Source organism: Sphingomonas vulcanisoli (genome assembly GCF_011761305.1).
Taxonomy (GTDB): domain Bacteria; phylum Pseudomonadota; class Alphaproteobacteria; order Sphingomonadales; family Sphingomonadaceae; genus Sphingomonas_I; species Sphingomonas_I vulcanisoli.
Genome location: NZ_JAAOZC010000011.1, coordinates 66,217 through 90,432, shown reverse-complemented (window position 1 = coordinate 90,432; position 24,216 = coordinate 66,217). Strand labels below are relative to the sequence as shown.

Annotated in this window: 23 protein-coding genes; 10 read left to right on the top strand and 13 right to left on the bottom strand. The window is 61.9% G+C overall.

Going from position 1 to position 24,216, the window contains the following annotated elements; genetic code table 11:
* Window positions 1-143: 143 nt before the first annotated feature.
* The 4 genes from FHS31_RS15370 to FHS31_RS15355 form a co-directional block, all read right to left on the bottom strand.
* Window positions 144-1,493, bottom strand: coding sequence for a DUF418 domain-containing protein (locus FHS31_RS15370; RefSeq protein ID WP_341786383.1), 1,350 nt, complete (start codon window positions 1,491-1,493; stop codon window positions 144-146).
* Between the two features lie 101 nt (window positions 1,494-1,594).
* A complete protein-coding gene (locus FHS31_RS15365; RefSeq protein WP_167075137.1) occupies window positions 1,595-3,697 on the bottom strand; it encodes a hybrid sensor histidine kinase/response regulator in 2,103 nt (700 codons plus the stop codon).
* A 111-nt stretch (window positions 3,698-3,808) separates the two neighbouring features.
* Window positions 3,809-4,285 carry a DUF4142 domain-containing protein gene (locus FHS31_RS15360; RefSeq protein ID WP_167075135.1) on the bottom strand — a complete coding sequence of 159 codons (477 nt, stop codon included), beginning with the start codon at window positions 4,283-4,285 and terminating at the stop codon, window positions 3,809-3,811.
* On the bottom strand, window positions 4,282-5,271 hold the full coding sequence (locus tag FHS31_RS15355; protein WP_167075133.1) for an SDR family oxidoreductase: 990 nt from the start codon (window positions 5,269-5,271) through the stop codon (window positions 4,282-4,284). Before FHS31_RS15355 ends, FHS31_RS15360 begins: the two co-directional genes overlap by 4 nt.
* Here FHS31_RS15355 and FHS31_RS15350 point away from each other — a divergent pair.
* The 3 genes from FHS31_RS15350 to FHS31_RS15340 all read left to right on the top strand — a co-directional run bounded on the left by FHS31_RS15350 (window position 5,228) and on the right by FHS31_RS15340 (window position 9,382).
* On the top strand, window positions 5,228-6,043 hold the full coding sequence (locus FHS31_RS15350; RefSeq protein WP_341786382.1) for an ankyrin repeat domain-containing protein: 816 nt from the start codon (window positions 5,228-5,230) through the stop codon (window positions 6,041-6,043). The genes FHS31_RS15355 and FHS31_RS15350 overlap by 44 nt on opposite strands.
* Before the next feature lie 201 nt (window positions 6,044-6,244).
* Window positions 6,245-8,422, top strand: a complete 2,178-nt coding sequence (locus FHS31_RS15345; protein ID WP_167075131.1) for a catalase — start codon at window positions 6,245-6,247, stop codon at window positions 8,420-8,422.
* A 9-nt stretch (window positions 8,423-8,431) separates the two neighbouring features.
* Window positions 8,432-9,382, top strand: coding sequence for an NAD(P)/FAD-dependent oxidoreductase (locus FHS31_RS15340; protein WP_167075129.1), 951 nt, complete (start codon window positions 8,432-8,434; stop codon window positions 9,380-9,382).
* A 33-nt stretch (window positions 9,383-9,415) separates the two neighbouring features.
* Here the strand turns inward: FHS31_RS15340 and FHS31_RS15335 are convergent, their stop codons facing one another.
* Window positions 9,416-9,703 (bottom strand): DUF1330 domain-containing protein, encoded by a 288-nt coding sequence (locus FHS31_RS15335; protein ID WP_167075127.1) that lies wholly within the window; start codon window positions 9,701-9,703, stop codon window positions 9,416-9,418.
* A gap of 204 nt (window positions 9,704-9,907) precedes the next feature.
* Here FHS31_RS15335 and FHS31_RS15330 point away from each other — a divergent pair, with 204 nt between their 5' ends.
* Window positions 9,908-10,297, top strand: a complete 390-nt coding sequence (locus FHS31_RS15330) for a hypothetical protein (protein WP_167075126.1) — start codon at window positions 9,908-9,910, stop codon at window positions 10,295-10,297.
* 14 nt (window positions 10,298-10,311) lie between these two features.
* Here FHS31_RS15330 and FHS31_RS15325 read toward each other — a convergent pair whose 3' ends face one another.
* Genes FHS31_RS15325 through leuC form a run of 3 tightly spaced genes read right to left on the bottom strand, consistent with a single transcriptional unit; the run spans window position 10,312 to window position 12,958 of the window.
* Window positions 10,312-10,944 (bottom strand): isochorismatase family protein, encoded by a 633-nt coding sequence (locus FHS31_RS15325; protein WP_167075124.1) that lies wholly within the window; start codon window positions 10,942-10,944, stop codon window positions 10,312-10,314.
* Window positions 10,941-11,558, bottom strand: a complete 618-nt coding sequence (gene leuD / locus FHS31_RS15320) for a 3-isopropylmalate dehydratase small subunit (RefSeq protein WP_167075122.1) — start codon at window positions 11,556-11,558, stop codon at window positions 10,941-10,943. Before leuD ends, FHS31_RS15325 begins: the two co-directional genes overlap by 4 nt.
* Window positions 11,555-12,958, bottom strand: coding sequence for a 3-isopropylmalate dehydratase large subunit (leuC, locus tag FHS31_RS15315; protein ID WP_167075120.1), 1,404 nt, complete (start codon window positions 12,956-12,958; stop codon window positions 11,555-11,557). The genes leuD and leuC overlap by 4 nt, the downstream gene beginning before the upstream one ends.
* 161 nt (window positions 12,959-13,119) lie before the next feature.
* Here leuC and FHS31_RS15310 point away from each other — a divergent pair, with 161 nt between their 5' ends.
* The 4 genes from FHS31_RS15310 to FHS31_RS15295 all read left to right on the top strand — a co-directional run bounded on the left by FHS31_RS15310 (window position 13,120) and on the right by FHS31_RS15295 (window position 16,797).
* Complete coding sequence (locus FHS31_RS15310) at window positions 13,120-14,394, top strand: class I SAM-dependent methyltransferase (protein ID WP_243843497.1); 1,275 nt, start codon at window positions 13,120-13,122, stop codon at window positions 14,392-14,394.
* Window positions 14,391-14,759, top strand: a complete 369-nt coding sequence (locus FHS31_RS15305) for a hypothetical protein (protein ID WP_167075118.1) — start codon at window positions 14,391-14,393, stop codon at window positions 14,757-14,759. Before FHS31_RS15310 ends, FHS31_RS15305 begins: the two co-directional genes overlap by 4 nt.
* A 245-nt stretch (window positions 14,760-15,004) precedes the next feature.
* A complete protein-coding gene (locus FHS31_RS15300; RefSeq protein ID WP_167075116.1) occupies window positions 15,005-16,006 on the top strand; it encodes a KpsF/GutQ family sugar-phosphate isomerase in 1,002 nt (333 codons plus the stop codon).
* A complete protein-coding gene (locus tag FHS31_RS15295) occupies window positions 16,003-16,797 on the top strand; it encodes a 3-deoxy-manno-octulosonate cytidylyltransferase family protein (RefSeq protein ID WP_167075114.1) in 795 nt (264 codons plus the stop codon). Before FHS31_RS15300 ends, FHS31_RS15295 begins: the two co-directional genes overlap by 4 nt.
* Window positions 16,798-16,803: 6 nt before the next feature.
* On the opposite strand, the gene FHS31_RS15290 is transcribed toward FHS31_RS15295, so the two are convergent.
* From FHS31_RS15290 to FHS31_RS15280, 3 genes are all read right to left on the bottom strand, one after another.
* Window positions 16,804-17,934: a glycosyltransferase family 4 protein gene (locus tag FHS31_RS15290; RefSeq protein ID WP_167075112.1), complete on the bottom strand. Its 1,131-nt coding sequence runs from the start codon at window positions 17,932-17,934 to the stop codon at window positions 16,804-16,806.
* A gap of 49 nt (window positions 17,935-17,983) precedes the next feature.
* Complete coding sequence (gene kdsA / locus FHS31_RS15285) at window positions 17,984-18,841, bottom strand: 3-deoxy-8-phosphooctulonate synthase (protein WP_167075110.1); 858 nt, start codon at window positions 18,839-18,841, stop codon at window positions 17,984-17,986.
* A 182-nt stretch (window positions 18,842-19,023) separates the two neighbouring features.
* Window positions 19,024-19,338, bottom strand: coding sequence for a hypothetical protein (locus tag FHS31_RS15280; RefSeq protein WP_167075108.1), 315 nt, complete (start codon window positions 19,336-19,338; stop codon window positions 19,024-19,026).
* 648 nt (window positions 19,339-19,986) lie between these two features.
* On the opposite strand from FHS31_RS15280, the gene FHS31_RS15275 reads away from it, so the two are divergent.
* Window positions 19,987-20,874, top strand: a complete 888-nt coding sequence (locus FHS31_RS15275; protein ID WP_167075106.1) for an FkbM family methyltransferase — start codon at window positions 19,987-19,989, stop codon at window positions 20,872-20,874.
* Between the two features lie 8 nt (window positions 20,875-20,882).
* On the opposite strand, the gene FHS31_RS15270 is transcribed toward FHS31_RS15275, so the two are convergent.
* Both FHS31_RS15270 and FHS31_RS15265 read right to left on the bottom strand, forming a co-directional pair.
* Window positions 20,883-21,977 (bottom strand): hypothetical protein, encoded by a 1,095-nt coding sequence (locus FHS31_RS15270; protein ID WP_167075104.1) that lies wholly within the window; start codon window positions 21,975-21,977, stop codon window positions 20,883-20,885.
* 18 nt (window positions 21,978-21,995) lie between these two features.
* Window positions 21,996-23,339 carry a glycosyltransferase family 4 protein gene (locus FHS31_RS15265; protein ID WP_167075102.1) on the bottom strand — a complete coding sequence of 448 codons (1,344 nt, stop codon included), beginning with the start codon at window positions 23,337-23,339 and terminating at the stop codon, window positions 21,996-21,998.
* Between the two features lie 182 nt (window positions 23,340-23,521).
* Between FHS31_RS15265 and FHS31_RS15260 the strand changes: the two genes are divergently transcribed.
* Window positions 23,522-24,184, top strand: a complete 663-nt coding sequence (locus tag FHS31_RS15260) for an ABC transporter ATP-binding protein (RefSeq protein ID WP_167075100.1) — start codon at window positions 23,522-23,524, stop codon at window positions 24,182-24,184.
* The last annotated feature ends 32 nt before the right edge of the window (window positions 24,185-24,216 follow it).

The following is a 24,216-nucleotide window of genomic DNA, read 5'->3' as shown; positions in this document are numbered from 1 at the left end:
TTCCTAAACGCCTATCGGCGGGCCGCAAGCGCTCTCCTTTCCGTTTGCCCTGAGCTTGTCGAAGGGCCGTACTTCCTTGCGACGCGGCAGAAGAAAAACGGTGCTTCGACAGGCTCAGCACGAACGGAATTGAGCTCCCAACCCTAGGGCCCGACCACTGTCAGCTGCACCGGCTCGTCATGCCTGCGGAAGCGCTGGAGTTTGCAATAGGAGAGGCTGCGCCACGCCCATTCCAGCGGGCCGATCGCGAAATAGCGGCTGTAGATGTTGGCAACGATCAGCAGCCCGAAGATCGTGACCGTCGCGCACAGCGCCAGCCCGGCATGGCCCCATTTGTCCCAATAGCCGAGCGCGAAGCCCGGGAAGAGTATCCACATGCCGATAAACGTCTCGACCACGTAGAGCGAAAAGGCCGTCCGCCCCGCCGCCTGGAAGGGATAGAGCAATTTGTAACCCGCGCGCGTCTTGGCGAGCAGGTTGACCAGCGAAATATGCCCGATCGTCACCGCTAGCCGCGCATATTCGTCGGTCGCCCAGATCGTCTTGGGGATGGGCATGAAGCTCAATTTCTCATGCACGCCCAGCGCGCGGGCACCCAGTCCGAAGGCGTAAAACACGATCGCGGTGATCGCATAGGTTCGCGCATCGCGCTTGCCCTGGATGAAGCCCCATTTGTAGAGCGCGATGCCGATCAGCATCGTCGAAAAGGCTTCGATCACCCAGAAGATCTCGCCCTGGGAGGCCCACTCGATCCACTGTCCATCCAGCCACGTCACATAGCCGAAGAAGCCGCCGCGCCGCGCCTTGGCCTCTTCGGCCATATCCTTCTTCTGCTTGGGGGTGAGCTTCAGCGTATCGAGCTTCTTCTGCCACTCTTTGAGCGCCTCCTTCTGATCCTTGGCCAGCGGCGCGTGATGCATCTGCGCGACGTGCGCCGCATCCACCTTGTGCATCAACTGGACGCGCTGGACGTAGCCTACCGAGCCACCGACGAAGCCGAGCGTGCCCCACAGCAGCCCCAGGATGATCAAAGTACGCGGCTTGAGCTTGCGGAAGGGGAAGAGGAACAAGGATGCCAGCGCATAGGTGTGCAGAATGTCCCCCGGCCAGAGGAACAGGAAGACATCGACCAGCCCGAACACGAGCAGCCACATCGTGCGCCGCAGATAGAGATCGGCGACCGCGACCGGCCCGGTCGGTTCCATCGCCTTGGCGGTCAGGATCATCATGCCCGCGCCGAACAGCATCTCGAGCGTGCCGCGCTGCGTGCCGTCGGCAACGACCTGGATGATCGACCACACCCATTTGTCGGCCGGCATCCAGCCGCCGAGGCGCGGATCGCCGAACTCGGCCTGCAGGGGACCGCCCATGAAGGGGATATTCATGTAGAAAATGCCGAGAATGGCGATGCCGCGCAGCATATCGAGCACCTCGATCCGCGCCCGCCCCGTCACCGGCGCCAGCCGCACTGCGCCCTGATCCGCCTCAGCCACCCGTATTGCTCCCCGCTTTTTCGCCAATGCTATGGTGCCGAAACGATCGCAGGATGGCAAGCGGAGTGTGTTAGACGGATAAAGCGGCGATGGTCCGTCGGTTAAAGGTCGAGCGTATCGCGGATCTTGGCGGCCAGCGCGGAATAAGTGAATGGTTTTGAGATCATCTCGACCCCCGGATCGAGCCGCCCCCCGTGGACGATCGCGTTCCGCGTATAGCCGGAGGTAAACAGAACCCGCAGATCGGGCTGCGCAAGGCGTGCGGCGGCCGCAAGTTCGGCGCCCGACATCCCCGGCATCACGACATCGGTGAACAGAAGATCGATCGGCTCGCCGTGACGCTCCAGAAGCCTCAGCCCCGAGGCTCCGTCATGCGCCTCCAGAATGCGGTAGCCGAGCTCGCGAAGGATCTCGACGGTATAGGCCCGAACGTCTTCATCATCCTCGACGACGAGGATCGTCTCCTGCCCGTGGCTGGGCTCGACGTCCTGGGAGGGGCGCACGTCCTCGACGTCCTCCTGCACGGCCTTCAGGCGCGGCAGATAGATCTTGACGGTCGTCCCCTTATCGATCTTGGAGTAGATCTTGATGTGTCCGCCGGACTGTTTGACGAAGCCATAGATCATGGACAACCCGAGCCCGGTGCCTCGGCCGACTTCCTTGGTCGTGAAAAAGGGCTCGAAGACTCTTTCGATCGTCTCCCGCGCCATGCCGGATCCAGTGTCGGTGACGGCGAGGACGACATATTGGCCCGGGGCAACGTCGGCGTGCGCCTCGGCATATTGCTTGTCGAGGTGGGCATTGGCCGTCTCTATCACGAGGCTCCCGCCCTGGGGCATGGCATCCCGCGCGTTTACGGCGAGGTTGAGGATGGCGCTTTCCAGCTGGTTCGGATCGGCTTCGATCCGCCACAGGCCCGGTGTGGTGATGACATCCAGCGACACGACTTCGCCCAGCGACCGTTTGAGCAGATCCGACATGCCGCTCACCAGTCGGTCGATGTCGATCTGCTTAGGCGCGAGCGGTTGTCGGCGCGCGAAGGCGAGCAGGCGCTGCGTCAGCGCGGCCGCGCGTTCCGCGCCCTTCAGCGCGTTATCCAAAGCGCGTTTCGCGCGGGGATCGGGCTCTTCCACCGTCGAAAGCGCCCGTCCCGCAATATCGATATTGCCCGTCACGACGGTCAGCAGGTTGTTGAAATCGTGGGCGATGCCACCGGTGAGCTGGCCGACGGCTTCCATCTTCTGCGTCTGCCGCAGCGCCTCCTCGACCTCCAGCCGTGCCGCACTCTCCACCGCGACTCGGCGTTCGAGCGTGGCCGTCAGGTCGCGAAGCGATTCCTCGGCGATCTTGAGGTCGTGGACATCGGTGCAGGTGCCGTACCAGCGCGAGATCCGCCCTTCCGCGTCGCGGACCGGCTGTGCCCGGCCGATCACCCAGCGATAGACCCCGCTGTGATGACGGAGCCGATATTCGATATGATAGGGCTCGCCCGTCGCCAGGCAATGACGCCACACAGCCCAGGCCCGCTCCTGATCGTCCGGGTGGAATATGCCGTTCCAGCCCTCGCCATCGGTCGAACCTTCGGTCACGCCGGTGTAATCGTACCAGCGCTGGTTGTAGAAGTCGTGATAGCCGTCGGGCAGGGTCGACCAGATCAGCTGATCCACCGAATCGGTGATGGCTCTGTATCGCTCCTCGCTGTCATGGAGGGCGCGCTGCGCCAGAACTTTGCCGCTGGTCTCGACGACCAGCGCCATGACGCCCACGGGCGTGCGACTCTCGTCAAGGATCGGCGAATAGTCGAGGTCCATCCACACCTGGGCGGGGGCACCGCCGCGGTCGAGGACCAGCTCCTGATCCTTGTAGGTAAGGGTGCCGCCGGCGAGGCCGACACGCATGACGTTGTCGTTGAAGTCGGCGATTTCACCCCACCCTTCGCGCACGCTCGATCCGAGCAACGCGGGATGGCGGGCACCGGCGAAATGCGAATAGGCCTCGTTATAGACCATGATCCCGCGCTCACCCCAAAGCGTGACGATCGGCAGCGGCGAACCGAGGATGAGGTCGATCGTGTTCCTGAGCGTGTTAGACCAGCCGCCGATCGCGCCGAGCGGAGTCGCCGACCAGTCGAACGCCTCAATCAGCCTGGCCGTTTCGCCTTCACGGCCAGAAAAAGGGGAAAGGTCGTACGAGCTCGTCGTCAAAGAAGCCTCCCGGCACGCCGCCTTAGACGGGCGTGTCCGGGGTGATCAAGGGCGCACCTTCGACCTCGCGTTTCGTACGATACTCGGCGCTGCGGTGCCTAGTGGACCACCTTAGGATCCCGTTGCCGCCTGCATCTGATCGGCCATCTGGAGGTGCGATGTGATGACCGGCACGGCTGCGGCAGCCACCTTGCGGATCGCCGCATTGTCGCCGGACGCAGCATAAGCCTGCTCGACCGCGAGCGCCGCGCGGTGGGCCAGGGCCTGCTGCTTGATATAGACCTTGTCGAACTCGGTCCCGCGCTGGCTCTGCAGCGCAGCGAGGAACATCGACTGCTCGCCGCTCATGCCCGGCTTCGGCGGGTTTAGGCCGGCCGCCGATACGGCGGCGCGCAGGTCCGCGCTTGTCTTGCGATGCGCATCGATCATCTGCTGCGCAAAGGCGCGCACCTTTGGATCCTCGCTCTGCGCCAACACCGTCGTCGCCGCCAGAATCTCGAACTCGTCCGACTGCGCCGCGGCCTGGACGAACTCGCGTGTCTGCCGGGAGCCCGGTTCTTCTGCCGCCGGCGCCGTCAAGCTGCTCATGGCTGACCCTGCCCGCCGGCGGCACCATAGATATTGCCGGTAGCGTAGCTGCCGTCATCCTCCGCAAGCCGCACAAAAATGCCCGCAAGTTCGGCGGGCTGGCCGGGGCGCCCAAGCGCCGAGGTCGCGCCGAAGGTCACCAGCTTGCCCTGCGAGGCGCCGCCGGAAATCTGGAGCGGAGTCCAGATCGGTCCCGGCGCGACGCCGTTGACGCGAATGCCCTTCGGCCCGAGCTGCTTGGCCAGCGATTTGACGTAATTCATCGTTGCCGCCTTGGTCTGCGCATAGGCATAGAGATCGGGATCGGGATTATAGGCCTGCTCCGATGTCGTGCCGATAATCGCCGATCCGGGCTCGAGATGGGGCAGCGCGGCGCGGATGATCCAGAACGGCGCATAGATATTGGTCTTCATCGTTCGATCGAATTCATCGTCGGTGACGTCGAGGATCGAGGGGATCGATTGCTGGCGGGCGGCATTGCAGACGAGAATGTCGAGGCCGCCGAGCCCGCTGACCGCCTTTTCGACAAGCTGCTTGCAGAAAGCGGCGGTGCGGATGTCGCCGGGAATCGCCACGGCCTTCTGGCCTGCCTGGCGGATGAGGGCGACCACCTCGCGGGCGTCGGGCTCCTCCTCAGGGAGATAGTTGATCGCAACATCCGCGCCTTCGCGGGCAAAGGCGATCGCCGCGCCGCGCCCCATACCGGAATCGCCGCCGGTGATCAGCGCCTTGCGGCCGCGCAGGCGCCCCGATCCCACGTAGCTGGTCTCGCCATGATCCGGCTTCGGGTCCATCTTGCTGGCGAGGCCGGGCCAGGGTTGCGACTGAGGCTTGAAAGGCGGCTTGGGATATTTGTTGCGCGGATCCTGCTTGCCGCCCGGCGAAGCGCCGCCTCCAGTCTGAGCGCCTGCGGGAGCCGCCACCGCGGTCGCAGCGGCGCCGATGGTTGCCGCCGTCATCACCTGTCTGCGCGTCGCGTCATTCATCGATTCATTCCCGTCTGCTGGCATGGCCGGATCGACCATCCCGGTTTCATCCAGCCGCGTCCAAACGCCGGGGCCAAAGCAGCCGTTCCCGGCAAGTCGCTTTAAAAAACAAGCAGCTAACCTGGATCAATCAGTCTTCGTGCGCTTGATTGTCGGGCGGCGCGTTGTGATGGTTCGCCATGCGAGCCGCCGACGGAGACCCATATTGCAAGCTATCAACGATGGCCCGCTGATCGACACGGCAAAGTCCGCGCTTCCGCTGCCGTCTCCCGAACGACTCCAGGAACTGCTGTTCGATGCCGCGCGCCTGGGCCGGGACGATATCATACCGTCGCTGTTGCAGGCGGGCGCCGAGATCGAGGGGCAGGATGGCCGCGGCTACACGGCTTTGGTGCTGGCGAGCTATAATGGGCAGCAAAGCACGACGGTGCTGTTGCTATCGCTGGGAGCCCGGCCCGACGGCCCGGTCGCATCGCGTGGGAACAACGCGCTGATGGGGGTGGCCTTCAAGGGCTATACGACCATTGCCCAGATCCTTCTCGAAGCGGGTGCGGACGCGAATTTCGCGAATACCGCCGGTCAGACGGCGCTGATGATGGCAGCACTCTTCGACCGCCGCGAAATCATCGATCTTTTGGTGGCGTCCGGTGCCGATCCCCGACTGCGGGATGCCGCAGGCAATACAGCGGCCTCGGTAGCCGAGGCCCAAGGCAACGAAGGCCTAGCGCTCTTCCTGCGGCAGCTCTTGCCGCTCGAAACAAAGCCGTCATGAAGAACCGTAAAAAATCCCGGAGGCTAAAATCGCGCTGAAGCGTTGATCACATCCATTCGGCCATAAGTTAATATAGATCATCTCTTGTCGCGGAATTTTGGCCATTGGCAGAATGCCAATGTTGTTCCCGCGCAAGTCAAATATAGGCCGCTGGCTATTCGCCAAACGGAAACGCACCTGCGAGAAAATGGAGAATTCGTCATGGCGAAGAGCAACACCAAGAACCAGGCGGGCAAGCTGAACGGCGAGTCCCCGGCGAAAGCGCCGCCGCTGCCCGCGGGAGCGGATCTGCCAACGCGCTATGCCGAAGAGCAGGGAACGGGCGGCGAGACGCATCAGACCACGAGCGATGCCGCGCTGACGATGACGACCCAGCAGGGCGTGCCGATCGCGGACGGGCAGAACAGCCTCAAAGCCGGTCCCCGCGGGCCGACTTTGCTCGAAGACTTCATCCTGCGGGAGAAAATCTTCCACTTCGATCATGAGCGCATCCCCGAGCGTGTCGTTCACGCCCGCGGCTATGGCGCGCATGGCGTGTTCGAATTGACCGACAGTCTCGCTGACTACACCCGCGCCGATGTGCTGAGCACGGTCGGCCGGCAGACCGAGGTCTTCGTCCGCTTCTCGACCGTGGCAGGCAACAAGGGTTCGTCAGACCTCGCCCGCGACGTGCGGGGCTTCGCGGTGAAACTCTACACCAAGGAGGGTAATTGGGACATCGTCGGCAACAACATCCCCGTGTTCTTCATCCAGGACGCGATCAAGTTTCCCGACCTGATCCATGCCGTGAAGGCGGAGCCCGATCGTGGTTTCCCGCAGGCGCAATCGGCGCATGACAATTTCTGGGATTTTGCCAGCCTGAGCCCCGAGGCGTGGCACATGGTGATGTGGCAGATGTCCGATCGCACCCTCCCGCGCTCATTCCGCACGATGGAGGGCTTCGGCGTCCACAGCTTCCGGCTCGTCAATGCGGAAGGCAAATCGACCTTCGTCAAATTTCACTGGAAGCCGCGCCAGGGGCTGCAATCCGTGCTGTGGAACGAAGCGGTCAAGATCAACGGCGCCGATCCCGATTTTCATCGCCGCGATCTTTGGCAGGCGATCGAGAGCGGCGATTTCCCGCAATGGGATCTCGGCGTGCAGCTGTTCGATCAGGAGACGGCCGACAAATTGCCCTTCGACCATCTCGATTCGACCAAGCTGATCCCGGAGGAGGATATCCCCGTCCGCATCGTCGGCACGATGACGCTCAACCGCAATGTCGACAATTTCTTCGCCAACACCGAGCAGGTCGCCTTCTGCACGCAGAACGTCCCGCCGGGCGTCGATTTCTCTAACGATCCTCTGCTCCACGGCCGCAATTTCTCGTATCTCGATACGCAGCTGAAGCGGCTCGGCAGCCCCAACTTTACGCACCTGCCGATCAACGCCCCACGCTGTCCGGTCAGCAACTTCCAGCAGGACGGCCATATGGCGATGCGCAACCCGGTGGGCCGCGTGAACTATGAGCCGAACAGCTGGGGTGATCAGGGCGGTCCGCGCGATAACCCGGAAATCGGCTATCAAAGCTTCCCGGACGAAATGCAGGGCACCAAGCAGCGCGTGCGTTCCGAGACCTTCTCGGATCATTACAGCCAGGCGCGCCAGTTCTTCATCAGCCAGCAGCCGATCGAGCAGAAGCATATCGGCGACGCGCTCGTGTTCGAACTGTCGAAGGTCGAACGTGTCGACATTCGCGCCCGCGCCGTGTCGCACCTGCTCAACATCGACGAGGGTCTCGCCGCGACCGTCGCCGATGGGCTCGGCATGGCGCTGCCGGAGCCCGCCAAGGCGGCCAAGCCCACGCTGGATTTGCCGGCCTCGGCCAAACTCAGCATCCTCGCCAACGGCCCCGACAGCTTCAAGGGCCGGAAGATGGGGATCTTGCTGACGGACGGCTCGGAGGCCGCCTTGTTCACCGCGCTGACGGAGGCTCTCGAGGCAGAGGGTGCGGTGTGGGAAGTGGTGGCGCCCAAGATCGGCGGCGTGACGCTGGATGACGGGACGGCGGTCGCCGCCAAACAGAAGATCGACGGTGGCCCATCGATATTGTTCGATGCTGTGGCGGTGCTTCCTTCTGCGGAGGGCGTGAAGCTACTTGCGCAGGATGCTGCTTCGAAGGACTTCGTCTCGGATGCGTTCGGGCACTGCAAGTTCATCGGGGTCGGCGCCAATGCCAAGCCGCTGTTCGATGAATCGCGCGTGCCGCCAGACCTGGACGAAGGCTTCCTGCCGCTCGGCAAGCCCAAGGATGCGCAAGCCTTCGTGACCGCCTGCCGTGCGCTGCGCTTCTGGCCGCGCGAGATGACTGTCGATCTCGACGCGGCTTCGGTGCGCTAGAGCTGACGAATGCCGGCTCTGGCACCAGACGAGGCCGGCACCGCCACCGCTGACGTGCTCGTCATCGGCGGCGGGCCGGCCGGGCTGACCGCGGCCATCTATCTGGCGCGGTTTCACCTCGACGTGATTGTGGTCGACCGCGGCGGCAGCCGCGCTTCGCTCATCCCGCTGACGCGCAACCATGCCGGCTTTCCCGATGGGATCTCAGGACCCGATCTGGTTGCGAGAATGCGCAATCAGGCCGAGCGCTATGGCGCCCGCCTGATCCCCGGCGAGGTGACCGCGATCGAGCGGCAGGGGACGCTATTTTCCACCACCGCCGGCCTGCGGATCACCGCGCGCGTCGTGCTGTTGGCGACGGGTGTATCGAACAATCGGCCCGCCATGGACGATGCCAAGCATGATACGGCGCTGGCCCAAGGGCTTCTGCGCTATTGCCCGGTTTGCGACGGCTATGAGGTCACCGACAAAAATGTCGCCGTGATCGGCACCGGCGTCCGCGGCACCAGAGAGGCGCTATTCCTGCGCAGCTACACCGAGCGTGTTACATTGATCGCATCCGAGGGCGGTCATGATTTGAGCGATGAGGAACTGCGATCCCTCGAAGCTGCGGGTGTGGCGCGCGTCGATGGACCGACGTCGGCCATCGCGATCGACGGCGAGGCCATCCGGGTAACGACTCCTGAAGGAGACTGGCGTTTCGATACCGCTTATCCCGCACTCGGATCACGGATTCATTCTGAACTGGCGCGGCAACTCGGGGCGAGCACGAGCGATGACGGATGCTTGGCGGTGGATGCCCACCAGCGAACGGACGTCCCTGGACTCTATGCGGCGGGCGACGTCGTGTTCGGCCTCGATCAGATCAGTCACGCCATGGGGGAGGGCGGCGTCGCAGCCACCACGATCCGCAACGATCTGGCGGAGCGGCAGCCACTGCGCAGAGAAGCGCGCTCGTAGCGATTCGTCTTCCAGCGGCTGGAGGCAGCCATTTCAAACTTCTAGGAGGCGCATCGTGACCTCCGCCGCTCCCGCGCGCAGCGCGGCGGCGGCGCGATACTCAGGCGAGGTAATATAAGCCCGCACGGCATCCGCATCCGGGAAGCTGCTGACGACGACGCGCTCGTCGGGGTCGGCATTCCCTTCGAGCACTTCGGCGACCTTGCCGCGGACGACATATTCGCCGCCGAAACGCTCGCTCAAGCCCGCGATCGCCTTGCCATATTCGGCGAACTTGGCGGGATCGGTGATCCGGACGGTAGCGACGAGGTAGGCGGGCATGGGCGCGTTCCTTTGGGAGGCTGCAGCCTTAACCGCATCCGCACGAATCTGCTCTTCTCCACCGCATTCGGGCAACCCCGGATACCGGCACATGTTCGGCAAGCGGATAATTTGTTAAAGTATTGCGCCTAATCTCGCCGATCGGCTCCGATAGGAAGCCAAGATAGCGTGGGAGAGGGCTATCGTGAAAGAATCGCTGGTTCATTGGCCGTTGCGCGCGCGATGAGCGAGGCGGCGCGCCTTGCGGCGGAGATCGATACGTTCGCCGCGATCGTCGACGAACTCGCCGCCATCGCCGGTCGGAACGATCCGCAACGCCGCGCCGAATTGACCAAGCTGCGCCGGCGGCTGTCCGATCAGATCGGCGTCATGCGCGGCGTGGGCGCGGAGGCCTTCGCCGAACCGTCGCTGGCCGAGGAATATCGCGCCCGGCTGTCGAAAGTGCTCACCGCCGTTTCGATGCACCAGGCCAATTGGCCGGCGATCGGGATCGACGAAGATACGGAAGCCTATCGCCGCTCGGCCCTGGCCGCCGCGGTCGGCAACCGCGATTTTATTGCATGGGCGCGTGCGGCGCTGATGCGCAAGGGCTGACGTCGCCGAAGCGCTTATCGCGGGCCGAGGCTCCCGAGAAACGCAATCGCCTCGGCCTCGCGGACGACATCGGCATATTTGGCATTCATGTCGAACAGGTTCGCCTCGTGCGGCGCGGGATGGCGGTCGCCGCAGGCGTCGGCGATAACGGTGGTGCGGAAGCCGTGACTCATCGCGTCGACGCAGGTTGCGCGGACGCATCCCGAGGTCGTCAGACCGGTCAGCAGCACGCTGTCGATGCCGAGCGCGGTCAGCGTTGAGGCCAGCGATGTAGCGAAGAAGGCGCTGGGATATTGCTTGGAGATCACCAGCTCATCATCGTGCGGTGTCAGCCCGCTCGGCCATGCGCCCATCGGATTGCCGCGCACGAAATTCTTGAGTGGCGCCGCTTTCTCGAAGAAGCGCCCGCCATCGCGGCCGCCGGCTTGATAAACGACGTTGGTCAGCACCACCGGCACGCCTGCGGCGCGGGCGGCCTCGCGGACGCGCAGCGCCGACGCGAGCGTCTCCTCGACCCCGGCATAGAGATCGCAGGCGGGATCGAAATAGCCCTGGCAGAAATCGATCAGCATCAGCGCCGGCCGTGCACCGAAGCCGACGCTCCTATTGTAGGCCCGCGCGTAATTGGCGGCGAGATCGTCGGTCATGCGTTCTCCCAGAGCCAGGGTTGGTCGCTGCGCTGCCGCGCTTCGAACGTGGCGATATCCGCTTCGCGCGTGTTCAGGATCGTCGCGGTTTCGTCCCAACCGTTGAGGAGCGCAAGGCGTCGTTCGGGCAGGATCGTGAAGGCAATCGTCGGCCCTCTATCGACCACGATCTGCTGCGCATCGAGATCGACGGTGAAGTTCCCCCAGCCTGCTCGGGCGAGCTGGGCGAGGCTGGCGATCGCATCGCGCGGCAAGGTGATCGGGAGAACGCCGTTGCGATAGCAATTGGCCTCGAAAATCTCACCGAAGCTCGGCGCGATCACGCACCGGATGCCGAAGCCGAGCAGCGCCCAGACCGCTTGCTCCCGGCTCGATCCCGATCCGAAATTGGCATCGGCGATCAGGATGCGCGCGTCGCGGAACGGCGCCTGGTTGAGGATGAAATCGGGCTGCTCGGAGCCGTCCGCCGAAAAGCGGCGATCATGAAACGCATAGCGGCCGAGCCCCTCGCGCGCGGTGATCAGCAGGAAGCGCGCGGGGAAGATGATGTCGGTATCGACATTCTCCTCCATCAGCGGCGCCGCGATGCCGGTAAGCGGGGTGAAGGGCGTCATGCCATGAGCCGCCGGACATCGACGAGATGGCCCGCAATACCCGCCGCCGCCGCCATCGCCGGGCTCATCAGATGCGTCCGTCCGCCCGCACCCTGGCGGCCTTCGAAGTTGCGGTTGCTGGTCGATGCGCAGCGCTCGCCGGGCGCCAGCCGATCGTCGTTCATCGCCACGCACATCGAACAGCCGGCATGGCGCCACTCGAAACCGGCTTCGGTAAAGATACGATCCAGCCCCTCGGCTTCGGCGGCCGCCTTGGTGGCGGTCGAGCCGGGGACGACGATCGCGCTCACGCCCGGCGCGACGTGTCGGCCTTTGGCGATGGCAGCGGCGGCGCGCAAATCCTCGATCCGCCCATTGGTGCAACTGCCGATGAACACCCGGTCGATCCCGATCGCTTCCAGCGGCGTGCCGGGCGTCAGACCCATGTAAGCCAGCGCCTTTTCGGCATGGCGGCGCGCGCTGGCGCTCTCGGCGTCGGCCGGATCGGGCACGGCGGCGGTGATCGGCGCTGCTTCGTCGGGCGTGGTGCCCCAGGTAACGTGCGGCGTCACGTCGGAGAGATCGAGCGTCACCTCGCGATCGAACACCGCATCGGTATCGGAGGGGAGTGTCCTCCAATAGGCCACTGCGGCATCCCACAGATCGCCCTTCGGTGCCCGCTTGCGATCGCACAGGAAAGCGAAGGTTGTCTCGTCGGGCGCGATCAGCCCGATCCGCCCGCCCGCCTCGATCGTCATGTTGCACAAGGTCATCCGGGCCGCCATCGCCATGGCGGAGACTGCCGGCCCGGCATATTCCACCGCATAGCCCGCGGCGCCGAGCGCGCCGATCTTGGCGATCAGCGCCAGCGCGACGTCCTTTGCCGAGACCCAGGCCGACAGCGCGCCCGTCAGGGTGACGCGCATCGTCTTCGCACGCGCCTGGCGCAGGCATTGCGCGGCCATGACGGTGCCGCATTCGCTGGCGCCGATGCCGAACGCCAGCGCGCCGAATGCGCCGTGCGTCGTGGTGTGGCTATCGCCGCAGACCAAAGTGATGCCGGGCAAGGTGAAGCCAGTCTCCGGTCCGACGACATGGACGATCCCCTGGCCTGCGCTGTCGAGCGGTAGATAAGGAACGTGGAAGTCGGTGACGTTGTCGACGAGCTCGGCGACCTGGGCGCGCGCCAGCGGATCGGCGATCGTTCCGCGCTCGCGTGTCGGCACCGCATGATCGGCGACCGCGAGGTGCGTAGCGGACCTGCGCAAACCGCGCGCACCATCGCGCAAAGACTGGAAGGCCTGCGGGCTCGATACTTCGTGAACGAGCTGGCGGTCCACATAAAGGAGCACCTCGCCGCCGCCGAGATCGGCAACGACATGGCTATCCCACAATTTATCGTACAGCGTCCGCCCGGTCATCGTGCCGTCGCCGCTATCGCAGCGGAGGCCCCCGGTGCGTGTGCGCCCGCGAAATATCCGCAGCGCGGGCAGGGTGGCGTTCGCACATTGCGACTTGCCCGCAGCGATCAGGGGATGGCCACTTAGCGGATAAACAGCGCGCGGGTGCCTTGCGGCGCAGCATGATTACGGGGCATCATCCCGCATCGGTCAGCGGAGTCGATGCGATGCTCAACACGTTTCAGCAACAGCTCCACGCGATGCTGCCCACGCCGACCCATGATGAGGCGTCGCGGCAGGAATTCACCAAGAGTTTCAAAGGCTTCATCCAGGGCAAGCTGCTGCCCGGTCTGGGGCCTGTCTTCGGCGGCCGGGTTGCGCCCGCTTTCGAGCGTGACCATGGCCGCGCCCCCGCTGACCGTCGAGACATTCGCGCGGGCATGGTGAAAGATCTGTATTTCCAGCATTACGCCGCTGCCAACCGCATTTCCCAGGAACTGTTGTGGGAGACGACCAATATCTCGGTCGATCGCGAGCTGCCCGAGCTGATCGACAAAGCCGCCGAACTCTCGGCCAAGAGCAGGGCGACACTCGACATTCCGGAAGGGTTCGAGGTGCCGCGCTACATCAGCGCGCTCGACATCCACTGCATGCCCGGCGGCTATGCCAACGAGGTCGCGCCGAACGACATAGCCGCGGGAGCGCTCTATGACCGTGGCGTCTATCTCTACGCGATGGGCTATATGGGCCCGCAGAATGACGATATGGGCCGGTCGGTCTGCAATTACGTCAAGCGCAAGCTCAAGGGCTTCAGCCCGCGCCGCATCCTCGACATGGGCTGCACCGTCGGCCATTCGACCTTGCCGTTCAAGGAGTTGTTTCCCGAAGCCGAGGTGTGGGGCATCGACGTCGCCGCGCCGCAGGTCCGCTACGCCCACGCCCGCGCCGCCGCGCTAGGGCTGGACGTTAACTTTGCGCAGGACAACGCGGAGCATACCCGCTTCCCGGACGGGCATTTCGATCTGATCGTCAGCCACATCCTGCTCCACGAGACGAGCGGTAAGGCGATGCCCAAGGTGTTTGAGGAATGTTACCGCCTGCTTGCGCCCGGCGGCTACATGATCCACGCCGATCTGCCGCCGTTCAACCTAATGGACCCGTTCACCCAGTTCATCCTCGATAATGAGACCTGGTATAATAACGAGCCGTTCTGGGGCGCGATGCGGGACATGGACCAGATCGAGCTGGCGGCGAAAGCCGGGTTCGACCGCGGCGAGGTGCGCTTCGATACCGCGCCGATGGCGGTGATGGAATTCGCGGCCGCCGCCGAGGGCTATAGCCAGGAGGCGTCGGAGGCGGTCGCGGATCGTGAGTTCACCGCCGGCGAATATGCCCCGGGGGGCGGCTGGGAAGTGCTGATCGCGCAAAAGCCATTAGCGCAGGCGAAGGCTGCGTGAGCGACGCCGCAACCAACGAACGCCCGCATGTCGTCAAAGACGCCAAGGGCAAGCGCCCCGCCTTCTACGAGGCGCCGGGGCTCGATCAGGCGATGTCGATGATCATGGTGCTCGCCAACGAGATGGCCGTGCTCCACGATCGGCTCGATTCGGCGGAGCGGGTGATGGCGGCGAACGGCGTCGATCTCGCCGCCGGGATTGAAGCACTAAAGCTCGATCAGCCGGCGCTCGAACAGCGTGAGGCCTGGCGGCAGGATTTCCTCGACCGGCTGTTCTACCTGATGCGAAAAGATGCCGCCGAGGCGGCCCGCGCCGAGACCGCGGCGGGGTATCACCAGGTGATCGAAGACATCGCGCTCGGCTGATCAACGGCCGATCCTGCTCCCTCAGCGATCGTCCGCGCCCTTCCGTGCGCGGCGTTTTTGGGCTCATGCCCTTGCGCATGCTGAAGGGACGCTAATGCCAAGGATTTGGTCTCAACCCCGATGCGGGGTTCTCGCATACCATCCATCGGCCGCACCTTAGCCACGGTGGCCCTAATTGGGCTCGCTTTGGCCGAAGGTCGCGTCTAAGGGCTTGCAACAAGCGCAATAGCGAAAGTGGGTAACCGATGGAGCCAGCCGAACGTCCCGACCGGGAGCTTTCGCCCGTCGCCGCCGATCTAGTTGCCTTCGGCCGCCAGGTCGTTGCGACCGAGGCGGAAGCGCTTGTCTCGCTGGCAACCGCGCTCGACGATCATTTCGCGGCAGCGGTCAATCTAGTGCTGGGCCTGCGCGGGCGGTTGATCTGCACCGGCATCGGCAAATCGGGCCATGTCGCGCGCAAGGCAGCAGCTACCTTCGCGTCCACGGGATCGCCGGCTTTCTTCGTCCACCCGGCCGAGGCGGCGCATGGCGATCTCGGCATGGTAACCGCCGATGATGCTCTGCTCGCTTTTTCCAACTCGGGCACGACGGCCGAGCTTCTGCCCCTGCTTCAGCACGCTGCCAAGCTTGGCCTGTCAATCATAGGCATCGCGGCGAACAATGATTCGCCAGTGATGCGACACGCTACCATCCGACTGCTGCTGCCCAAAGTAGACGAGGCGTGCCCCGCCAATCTGGCGCCGACTACCTCGACATCGATGATGATGGCGCTGGGCGATGCGCTGGCGATGACTACGATGCGTGAACGCGGCGTTTCGCGCGCGGGTTTCGAGGAGTTGCATCCCGGCGGTGCGATCGGCCGGCGCCTGATGCGCGTCGCGGCGGTAATGCATCGCGACGAGGCAATGCCTATCGTCCGCGCCGATGCGCTGATGCGCGACGTGATCGTGACGATGACGACTTGCAGCTTCGGCATAGCTGGCGTCGTCAATTTCGAAGGCACGTTGATTGGCGCGATCACCGATGGCGATCTGCGTCGCCACATCAGCAATATCCTCGATATGCCGGCGCACGAGGTGATGACGCCTAACCCGATCTGGTGCGGGCCGAGCTGGCTGATCGAGGATGCGCTGGCGCTGCTCAATCGCCAGAAGATCACCGCCATGTTCGTGGTCGAGGAGGATCGGGCGCGCAAACCGGTTGGCATAGTTCACGTCCATGATTTCCTACGGTTGGGACTCGCTTGAACGCCGCTATAATAATTCCTGCTCGTTTCGCGTCCAAACGTTACCCCGGTAAACCTCTCATTCCGCTGCGCGGCGTGACGGGCATCGCGAAGCCGCTGATCCAACGCAGCTGGGAAGCGGCGATGGCGGTGCGGTGGATTTCGCGTGTGGTGGTCGCTACCGACGATGAACGCATAGCAAAGACTGCCCGGAGCTTCGGTGCGGACGTCGTCATGACCCCCGAAAGCTGCGCCAACGGCACTGAGCGCTGCGCAGCGGCACTCGGCGCGTTGGGGCCGGATATCGACGTGATCGTCAACTTGCAGGGCGATGCTCCTCTGACACCCCCTTTCTGCGTAGAGTCAATACTGACGGCAATGGTGAATGAGGATGTCGTCGTCGCGACGCCGGCGCTGCGCACGCTGCCGGAAACGCGGCGGCGCTTGCTCGCGGATCAGGCGGCCGGGCGCGTGGGCGGTACCACGGTGGCGGTCGACAGGCGCGGCGATGCGCTGTATTTCTCAAAGTCGGTAATTCCGCACGTGCCCGCGCGCGCTTTGGACGATCCTGATCTGCCGGTCTTCCTGCACATCGGTGTATATGCGTATCGCCGTGACGCGCTGCTGCGCTACGCTGCAACATCCTCCTGCCCGCTTGAGGAGTTAGAGGGGTTGGAACAGCTCCGCTTTCTGGACATGCGCGAGCCGGTTCGCGTTGTGTCGGTCACGAGCGCACACGATATCTGGGAACTTAACAACCCTGAGGACTTGCCGGTCATCGAGGCGGGGCTGGCTTCGCGATCTGTCGCATAGCCGGCCTCATACCAAATCGCGATACAGCGCGGAAAGACGCGACGAAAACGTTTCGGGTGTGAAAGTCTCGGACCGCGCCCTTCCCATGTAGGACAGCGTCGACCAGCAAATGTCATTCGTTGAAATGCGCGTGATCGCGGCGCTGATTTCGAAAACATCGCTTGGATCAACCAGCAGACCGGCAGCGGCCGCAGTTTCGGCCTGCGCGCCCCGGTTTGAGGTAATGACTGGCGTGCCGTCAGCCAAAGCCTCTGCAATAGGAAGGCCAAAGCCCTCGGCTAAGGACACCATCAGCAGCGCGCGGGCGTTCGCGATGAGGCACCGCATCGTCTCAGTCGGTAAGTAGGGCAAGCGGATGATTGAAGGATCATCCAACAGGCTTTCCACCTCGGACGCCTCCCAGCCATCGGGTCCGGCGATTACCAGCGGCAGCAGCACCCTCGATGCTTTGTAGGCAGCGATGATGGCGGCGATATTCTTTCGCCGCTCAACGGTCCCGGCAACCAGGAGGTAACCACGGTGGGTCAGGGGTTCGGGAAGGCTACTGGCGGGAGATCTGGAGGCGCTAACGGCTTGCCCGCAATCCACTGTAAGGGGCGCATCTGCGCCGAGGGCCGCTTCGATCTCACGCTTTGCGGTTCCGGACACGGTGACGAATGCGGCGGCTCCGCGACCGAGCGCCTTCAACAGCCGACGATGTCGTCCGGCGTTGATCGGTGTCAACGTTGGAGCGGTCAGCGGAATGACGTCGTGGACGGTGTAAATATTACGCCACCCCTCGACGCGAATTGGTAACGGATAGCTCCAATGTGCGATGCCCGGCGGTCCCGGTACGGAAATCGAGAGCGGACGGCCCCAGATATCGAAATGAACCTGCGAGAGGCGGAAGAGGTCTGTCCCGAAGTAGCGTTCGTCCTGCTCCTCGTTTGGGATCGCCGGTCGAGCGCAGATCGTAAGCGGTAGCAGCGCGCGAGCCACGCGACCGACGCGTCCCAGCGGCGCCGGCGGCCGACCGAGCGGGTCGGCCCTATCCGCAATGAGCGTTACGTCCCCGGCAATCTCGCGGATCGCAGCGCGAAGGCCACGCGCGTAGGCGCCGACACCTGTCCGGCCCCTAAGCAGAATGCGCTCATCCATCGCAATGCGAAACGAGGGACCGCAAGCCATCGAATTCGTCATTTCGGTTCTAGAGAACAACGGGCGGCCGACTTTTCACGAAACGATCGAGCGCTACCAATTCGGTTGCCAAAGCTTCGAAACTATCCAGCGGCACCGCGTTGGGGCCATCCGATTTAGCGGATGCTGGATCGGGATGGGTCTCCATGAAAAGACCGGATATTCCAACCGCAACCGCTGCGCGCGCGAGCACCGGCACGAACTCACGCTGGCCACCGCTGCTGCCGCCCTGTGATCCCGGCAACTGCACCGAATGCGTAGCATCGAACACGATCGGGCAGTCCGTCTGCCGCATGATCACCAGGCCACGCATATCGCTGACGAGATTATTGTATCCGAAGCTCGTTCCGCGATCACAAACCGTCAATCGAGGCGGCTGCAGGCCCGCTTCCGCCGCAGCGTCACGGGCTTTGGCGATGACATGCACCATATCCATCGGCGCCATGAACTGGCCTTTCTTGATGTTCACCGGCTTACCGCATTTGCCCACGGCCTCGAGCAAATCACTTTGCCGAGCCAGAAAAGCCGGAGTCTGCAGCATGTCCACCACCGCAGCGACTGGTTCGACCTGACTCGGCTCGTGGACATCCGTGAGCACCGGCATATTCAGATCATCCCGCACTTTAGCGAGAATGCGAAGACCTTCGCTCAAGCCCGGGCCGCGAAACGCCCCACCGGAACTGCGGTTCGCTTTATCAAAAGAGCTTTTGTAAATGAGCAGGACACCAAGCTTTTCGCCGATTTCGCGAAGCCTTTCGGCTGTATCGAGCGCCATCTTCTCGCTCTCGATTACGCATGGTCCTGCGATCAGGACCAAAGGCGTATGGATGCCTAACGGACGGCCGAATACTGAAAAGCTGCTGCTCATCGCACGGATGGCGAAACTTGTTTGAAAGGCTGAAACATATACCCTGATGCCAGCAACTAACATCGGTCTTACGAAACACAATTAGAATTCGATTTCGCCCCTTATGCTGTGGCACAGATAGGCGTCGCTTCCATCCGACCTGACTCCACGCGCGGGCATATCTTTCTTGCGCCAACAATGAATCACCGGGCTTTTCCGCGGCCTATGCTTGTCGGAAATCGCCGCGCCGCCATGAAATAGCTAAGCGTGCCGAGGGAATAAGTCGTCTTCTTTCCGTTGAACGAAATCGGCTTGAAGCCGCGCCGCTCGACCTTGTCAAATAAATAGGCGTAAAAGTCGGGGGTTTTCTCATCGTTTGGCCAGAGGCCGTCATTCGAAAAATGATATCGCGGAATGAGATGATTGCCACGGTCAAAGGTGTTCAGCCTACTCGAACCGTCGACTTCTTCTTGCGTGAAATTGGGGGCGACCCATATATCTTTTACATATGCCGGCATTTACCAGATTTCGAAATGGCAGGCCGCTGGTGCCGCGTGCGAGATTACGAACGCCCCGACAGACGCTTATCAGGAAGCAGGCTCCTGAGCGCCGAGCGAAGCTCCAGCGTGCGGCATATCCTGCGGACCTTCCGCAATCGACCGATCAGACTGTTCAATTATACCCGTTTCGACGATGGAACAGATCAGCTTCGTACATCTGCAATTGTGTGCCGAGGTCGTCCCCACGAAGGATATCCAAGGACCCAAATCATCCTTGCGTTACCGTTCCCATAGGCCGTCGACGATGCAGCATGCGATCGCATTCACGTCCAATAGCGCTCCGTTCAATATGAGATGGCCATGCTCATGCAAGAAGCGACGTTGCGCCGTCGTAAATGCGCGTCGCGAAAAAACTGAAACATTGAAGCGCATGAGCCACTTGGCGAGAACGCCATCCTCGGCGATTTAGAGCAAATGACCCGCTAGCGGACGGCAGTCAGTTGCTTTTGCCAACACGGAGTTGCATGATCTACCGCGTATGATCCGAAGACAGGCTCCATCGATCGCAATCTTTGCAAGGATCGACGGAGCTTAATCAGCCGTCTGAACCCCCACGAACGAACGCTGATTCGTATCGCCTTTTAATGCTCTTCAAGTGATATATATATGGCTCGGAAAACCTTAAAATGGCTGCTGTCGGTAGCGTCGGCCCGATTAGGCCTGACCGGCACGCGGATCTTTGACATCGAAGATCTGATTACTTGCTCACGCGATGCCAACCAGGCTGCAATACGCAAGTTGTGTGCCGGCGTATACCTTGGCGATGACACAGTGCTGTGCCGCGTGCTGGGGCGATATAAATTGTTTGCCGATACTCGTGATGTTGGCCTGTCATCTCACCTGATGCTCGATGGCTATTGGGAGATGTGGCTCACCGAGCTCATGATGCGCACGATCAAGCCTGGCATGGTGGTGGCTGACGTCGGCGCCAATCTCGGCTATTTCACCCTTCTGATGGCCGATTTGGTTGGCCCGCGGGGACGCGTGCATGCCTTTGAGCCAAACCTGCCGATAAATCGTCGGCTCCGCAGGAGCGTAGACGTCAACGGTTTCGCGGATCGCGTAATCGTCCACGATTCGCCCCTGGGCTCTGAAGCGGGGCGTTTGGTTACCATGCAGGTGCCGGCGAATGAACCCAAAAATGCGCATGTCGGCCCTGCTAGGTATGACGGGATTGTTCAAGACACTTACCGCATGGATCAGATGCCACAGCTTCTGGACGTTGATGTCCTCAAGATCGATACCGAGGGCGCAGAACGCGATGTTTGGGACGGGATGGCCGGGATACTAGCAAATCGCAGCAAACCGTTGACGATCTTCTTGGAATTCGCATCGGTTCGTTATCCGACGCCGGACCTTTTCATTGACGAAATGATTGCTCAGGGTTTTTCCATCGGTGAATTAACCATGGCCCTCGGCGTGCTACCCCGGACAAAAGAGGAAATCCTAGCCGCGCCTGACAACGTCGATCAGATGCTGGTTTTGAAGCGGTAAACGTCGCGCTATTTCCTGACGATGAAGGCGAATGGGACGGTTGTCTTATCTCCCTTCAGCGACGACAGCTTGAGTTGTGCCACCTGATGGCTGTGCGCAACCATATTGAGCGCCCACCGTTCGAAGTCGCCCGCGTGAAAGCCTTCTTGGGCGCCTTCCGGAGCGTTTGTTTGGGATGCCGACACGATATATACCGCGATCCCGCCAGGTTTTAGGTGGGCCAGCAGGCTAGTGATGCGTGAGAAGACTGCGCGCTCGTCTGCGCTCTTCGTCAAATAATCCACAGAGCACAGGCTGTCGAAAAGCGGGAGGCCGGAACTTTCCGACAGCGCTACCGCTTCATCCTCCCGATTCATATGATGCATTGTCGCGCCTCGAGCCGCGACTGCCGAACTGAGACCTACTGGAGCATGCCCAATCCAAAGAAGAGATTTACTCTCCGTTATAAAGCCGAATTGATCCAGCGCCAGCAATGGGTACAGGACAGGCCAGTTCTCCAGAGTTAACGGCTGTTTCAGATCTAGCGCTGACGCCCACTCGAGATAAGCTTCTGTCGGCGGTTCGGACGTCCAGGCCTGTGATGTGCATTGTCGCAGGGTAGCGGGCTCCACGGACGATAGGCCGACGACGCCGTGCAGCTTCGGAGCGGCCACAGCGATGTCAGCCCGTGTCGCTTTTGTGGCTGGCGGGTCGCCTCCATCAACGGTGATGCGACAGACATCCGCCGAAACATCAGCATTTCCGACGATCGTGCCATACAGCGCGAAATGCATGCCGGGGTAACCGTTGAAGGAAATTCGGGTGATCCCCTCCTCGGCAAGCTGCTCCAGCGGTATCCGCGCGCTGTCCACGAGCTTCGCACGTGCGCTTCCATCGGCCGGCACCATATGCACGCGCATATTTAAAGTGCCGCCCGTTGCCCTTAGATTGTGGAAACGGACAATGAAGGTACGAAGGCCTGCTGATACAGGTACATAGAGCGTGTGAAACGCATAGCCCGGCTCATGCGACGGCGTCTTGCCGGGAAGGCCGGCGATCCGATTGACCATATCGGGGAAAGCACCATAGGGATCGAGGTCGCGCTCGTCGTGGGCGTCTTCCATGCTATCAGTCTTACATTCTTATGAGCGGTGGCTGGGCGTCAGAATGTTGGCATACATGGCTTCTAGCCGTTGCAGGTATCGTTTTCGCGAAAACAGTTTTGCCCGCTCTAAGCCGGCGGCAGATAATCTCGCGCGCAGATCAGCGTCATCGTCCAACCGTCGCAAACCGGCGGCAATCGAGCGTACATCGTATGGATCGGCCAACAGGGCGGCTTTGCCCGCGATTTCCGGCAGGCAACTGGTATTCGAAGTGAGGACTGGCGTGCCAAGCGTCATAGCCTCGACCACTGGAAGCCCGAACCCTTCGTAAAGCGATGGAAATACAACCGCACGCGCGGCCCTGATCAAACGGATCAGCAGTTCGCGCGGCAAATAGTCCAACCGTCCGACGCGCTCCGAAAGATTGCGGCTATAAATGGTCGAAACACTGTCCGAACCCTGCAGCAGCTTGAGTTCGCCTTCACTCTGCCAAGCGCGGCCGCCGACGATGATGAGGGGCGTGCTGCTGTTATTAGAGAGATGAGCCTCGATCAAGCGCCCGATATTCTTCTTCGGTTCGATAGCCCCGAAAAACAAAAAAAATCCTTTTGGTGGCAGACCGAAGATCCCTTCGATCATTTCGGCATCTTCGGCGGGGGTGCTGGTCAGCGCGCGCTCCGGAAGCGGTGCATGCTGATAGGTGTTGGTGACGCGTTCCTCGCCAAGGCCTAGCTCGGCGCAAATATCTGCCTTGCTCGCCTCTGAAACCGTGCAGATATGATATGAACTTTCGGCGCAGACTTTTAGGACCGCGCTGTAAAAAACCTTCGAATCTAGCGTCGTGAACGGAAGCTTCAGCGGTACTAGGTCATGCAAAGTATAGACGTTGCGCGCCCCGGCCAGTTCAATGGGCACGGGATAGGTCCAGTGCATGATATCCGGTGGTGACGGAACATTGAGGCGAAGCATTTTGCCGTGACGCGCGAAATAACGGAATGCGATGTCGAACAGCCGCGGAAAGCTCGCAAGTTGATCGAACCGCGGCATTCTGTCCGACAAGGTTGACCATTCGACACGGCCGGATAGGGGTACATCCAGGGCGTGGCGATCGCGAAAGGGCAGCAGCGTGCGTTGCCAAAGTTCGCGGTCTTCGCGCCGCAGTTGAGCGCGGGTCTTTGTTTTGGGCTCGGGGCGTCCGAAGCGATCAAAGAACAGCACTTCGCGATTATCGCGATCTTTACCGACGTCGAGTCCGAAAATACCAGAGGTCCGGTGCCCCGCGCCCCTTAGGGTTTCTGCGAGGGTAAAGGCGTAAGTGGCGACGCCGGTTCCCTGTGGCATCGCCAAATTGAAACCGTCTATCCCGATATGAAACTTAGCCAATCGCCAGTGTCCCGTGCATGCCGCCCCGGTAAGTCATTCGGCTAGGGCCCGCAAGCACGCCGGAATGTTCTAACTAGCAACCTGTATTACGCCATCGCATCGGCGTTGCCTGCCTCGCCCAATGCGGATATCGCGCAAGCGTAAACGGGGCCGACGCTCGGTTATCCGCAAGGTGTTGATCGATGATCGTTTTTAAGAACGTGTCTAAGGTGTATCACATCGGTAGGTTCCATAAACATGTGTTCAATTTGCTGAACTTCGAGATCCTTGCCGGAGAAAGCATCGGTATCTGCGGCGCTAACGGCGCCGGCAAATCCACCCTGATGCGTTTGATTGCAGGTGTTGAAGTGCCTACCACAGGCATCGTGACTCGAAATATGACCACGTCCTGGCCGATTGGATATACAAGCTGCTTCCAATCGAGCCTAACCGGCGCCGATAACGTGCGTTTCATTGCGCGCATCTACGACCAGCCCGAAGATAAGGTGATACAGTTCGTCGAGGACTTCGCCCAGCTCGGCCCCTATCTTCATCAGCCTGTGCATACCTATTCTGCGGGCATGGGCGCACGCCTTGCGTTTGGTGTTTCATTGGCAGTCGATTTTGATTGTTACCTGATCGACGAAGTGACTGCAGCTGGTGATGAACGCTTCCGCGCCCGTTGCGAGCAAGAGCTGATGCATCGCCGCGACAATGCAACGCTGATTATGACCTCCCATGATCCCGGTGTTCTGAGGCAATATTGTAAGCGGGGCGCGGTGGTCTATGATGGCAGTCTGATCTTTTACGATACGATCGAAGAAGCGAATGACGTTCACCACAGGTTGCAGATGCGCGCTGCCTAAGCCGCAACCCAAAAATATCGGCCGATTGTCTG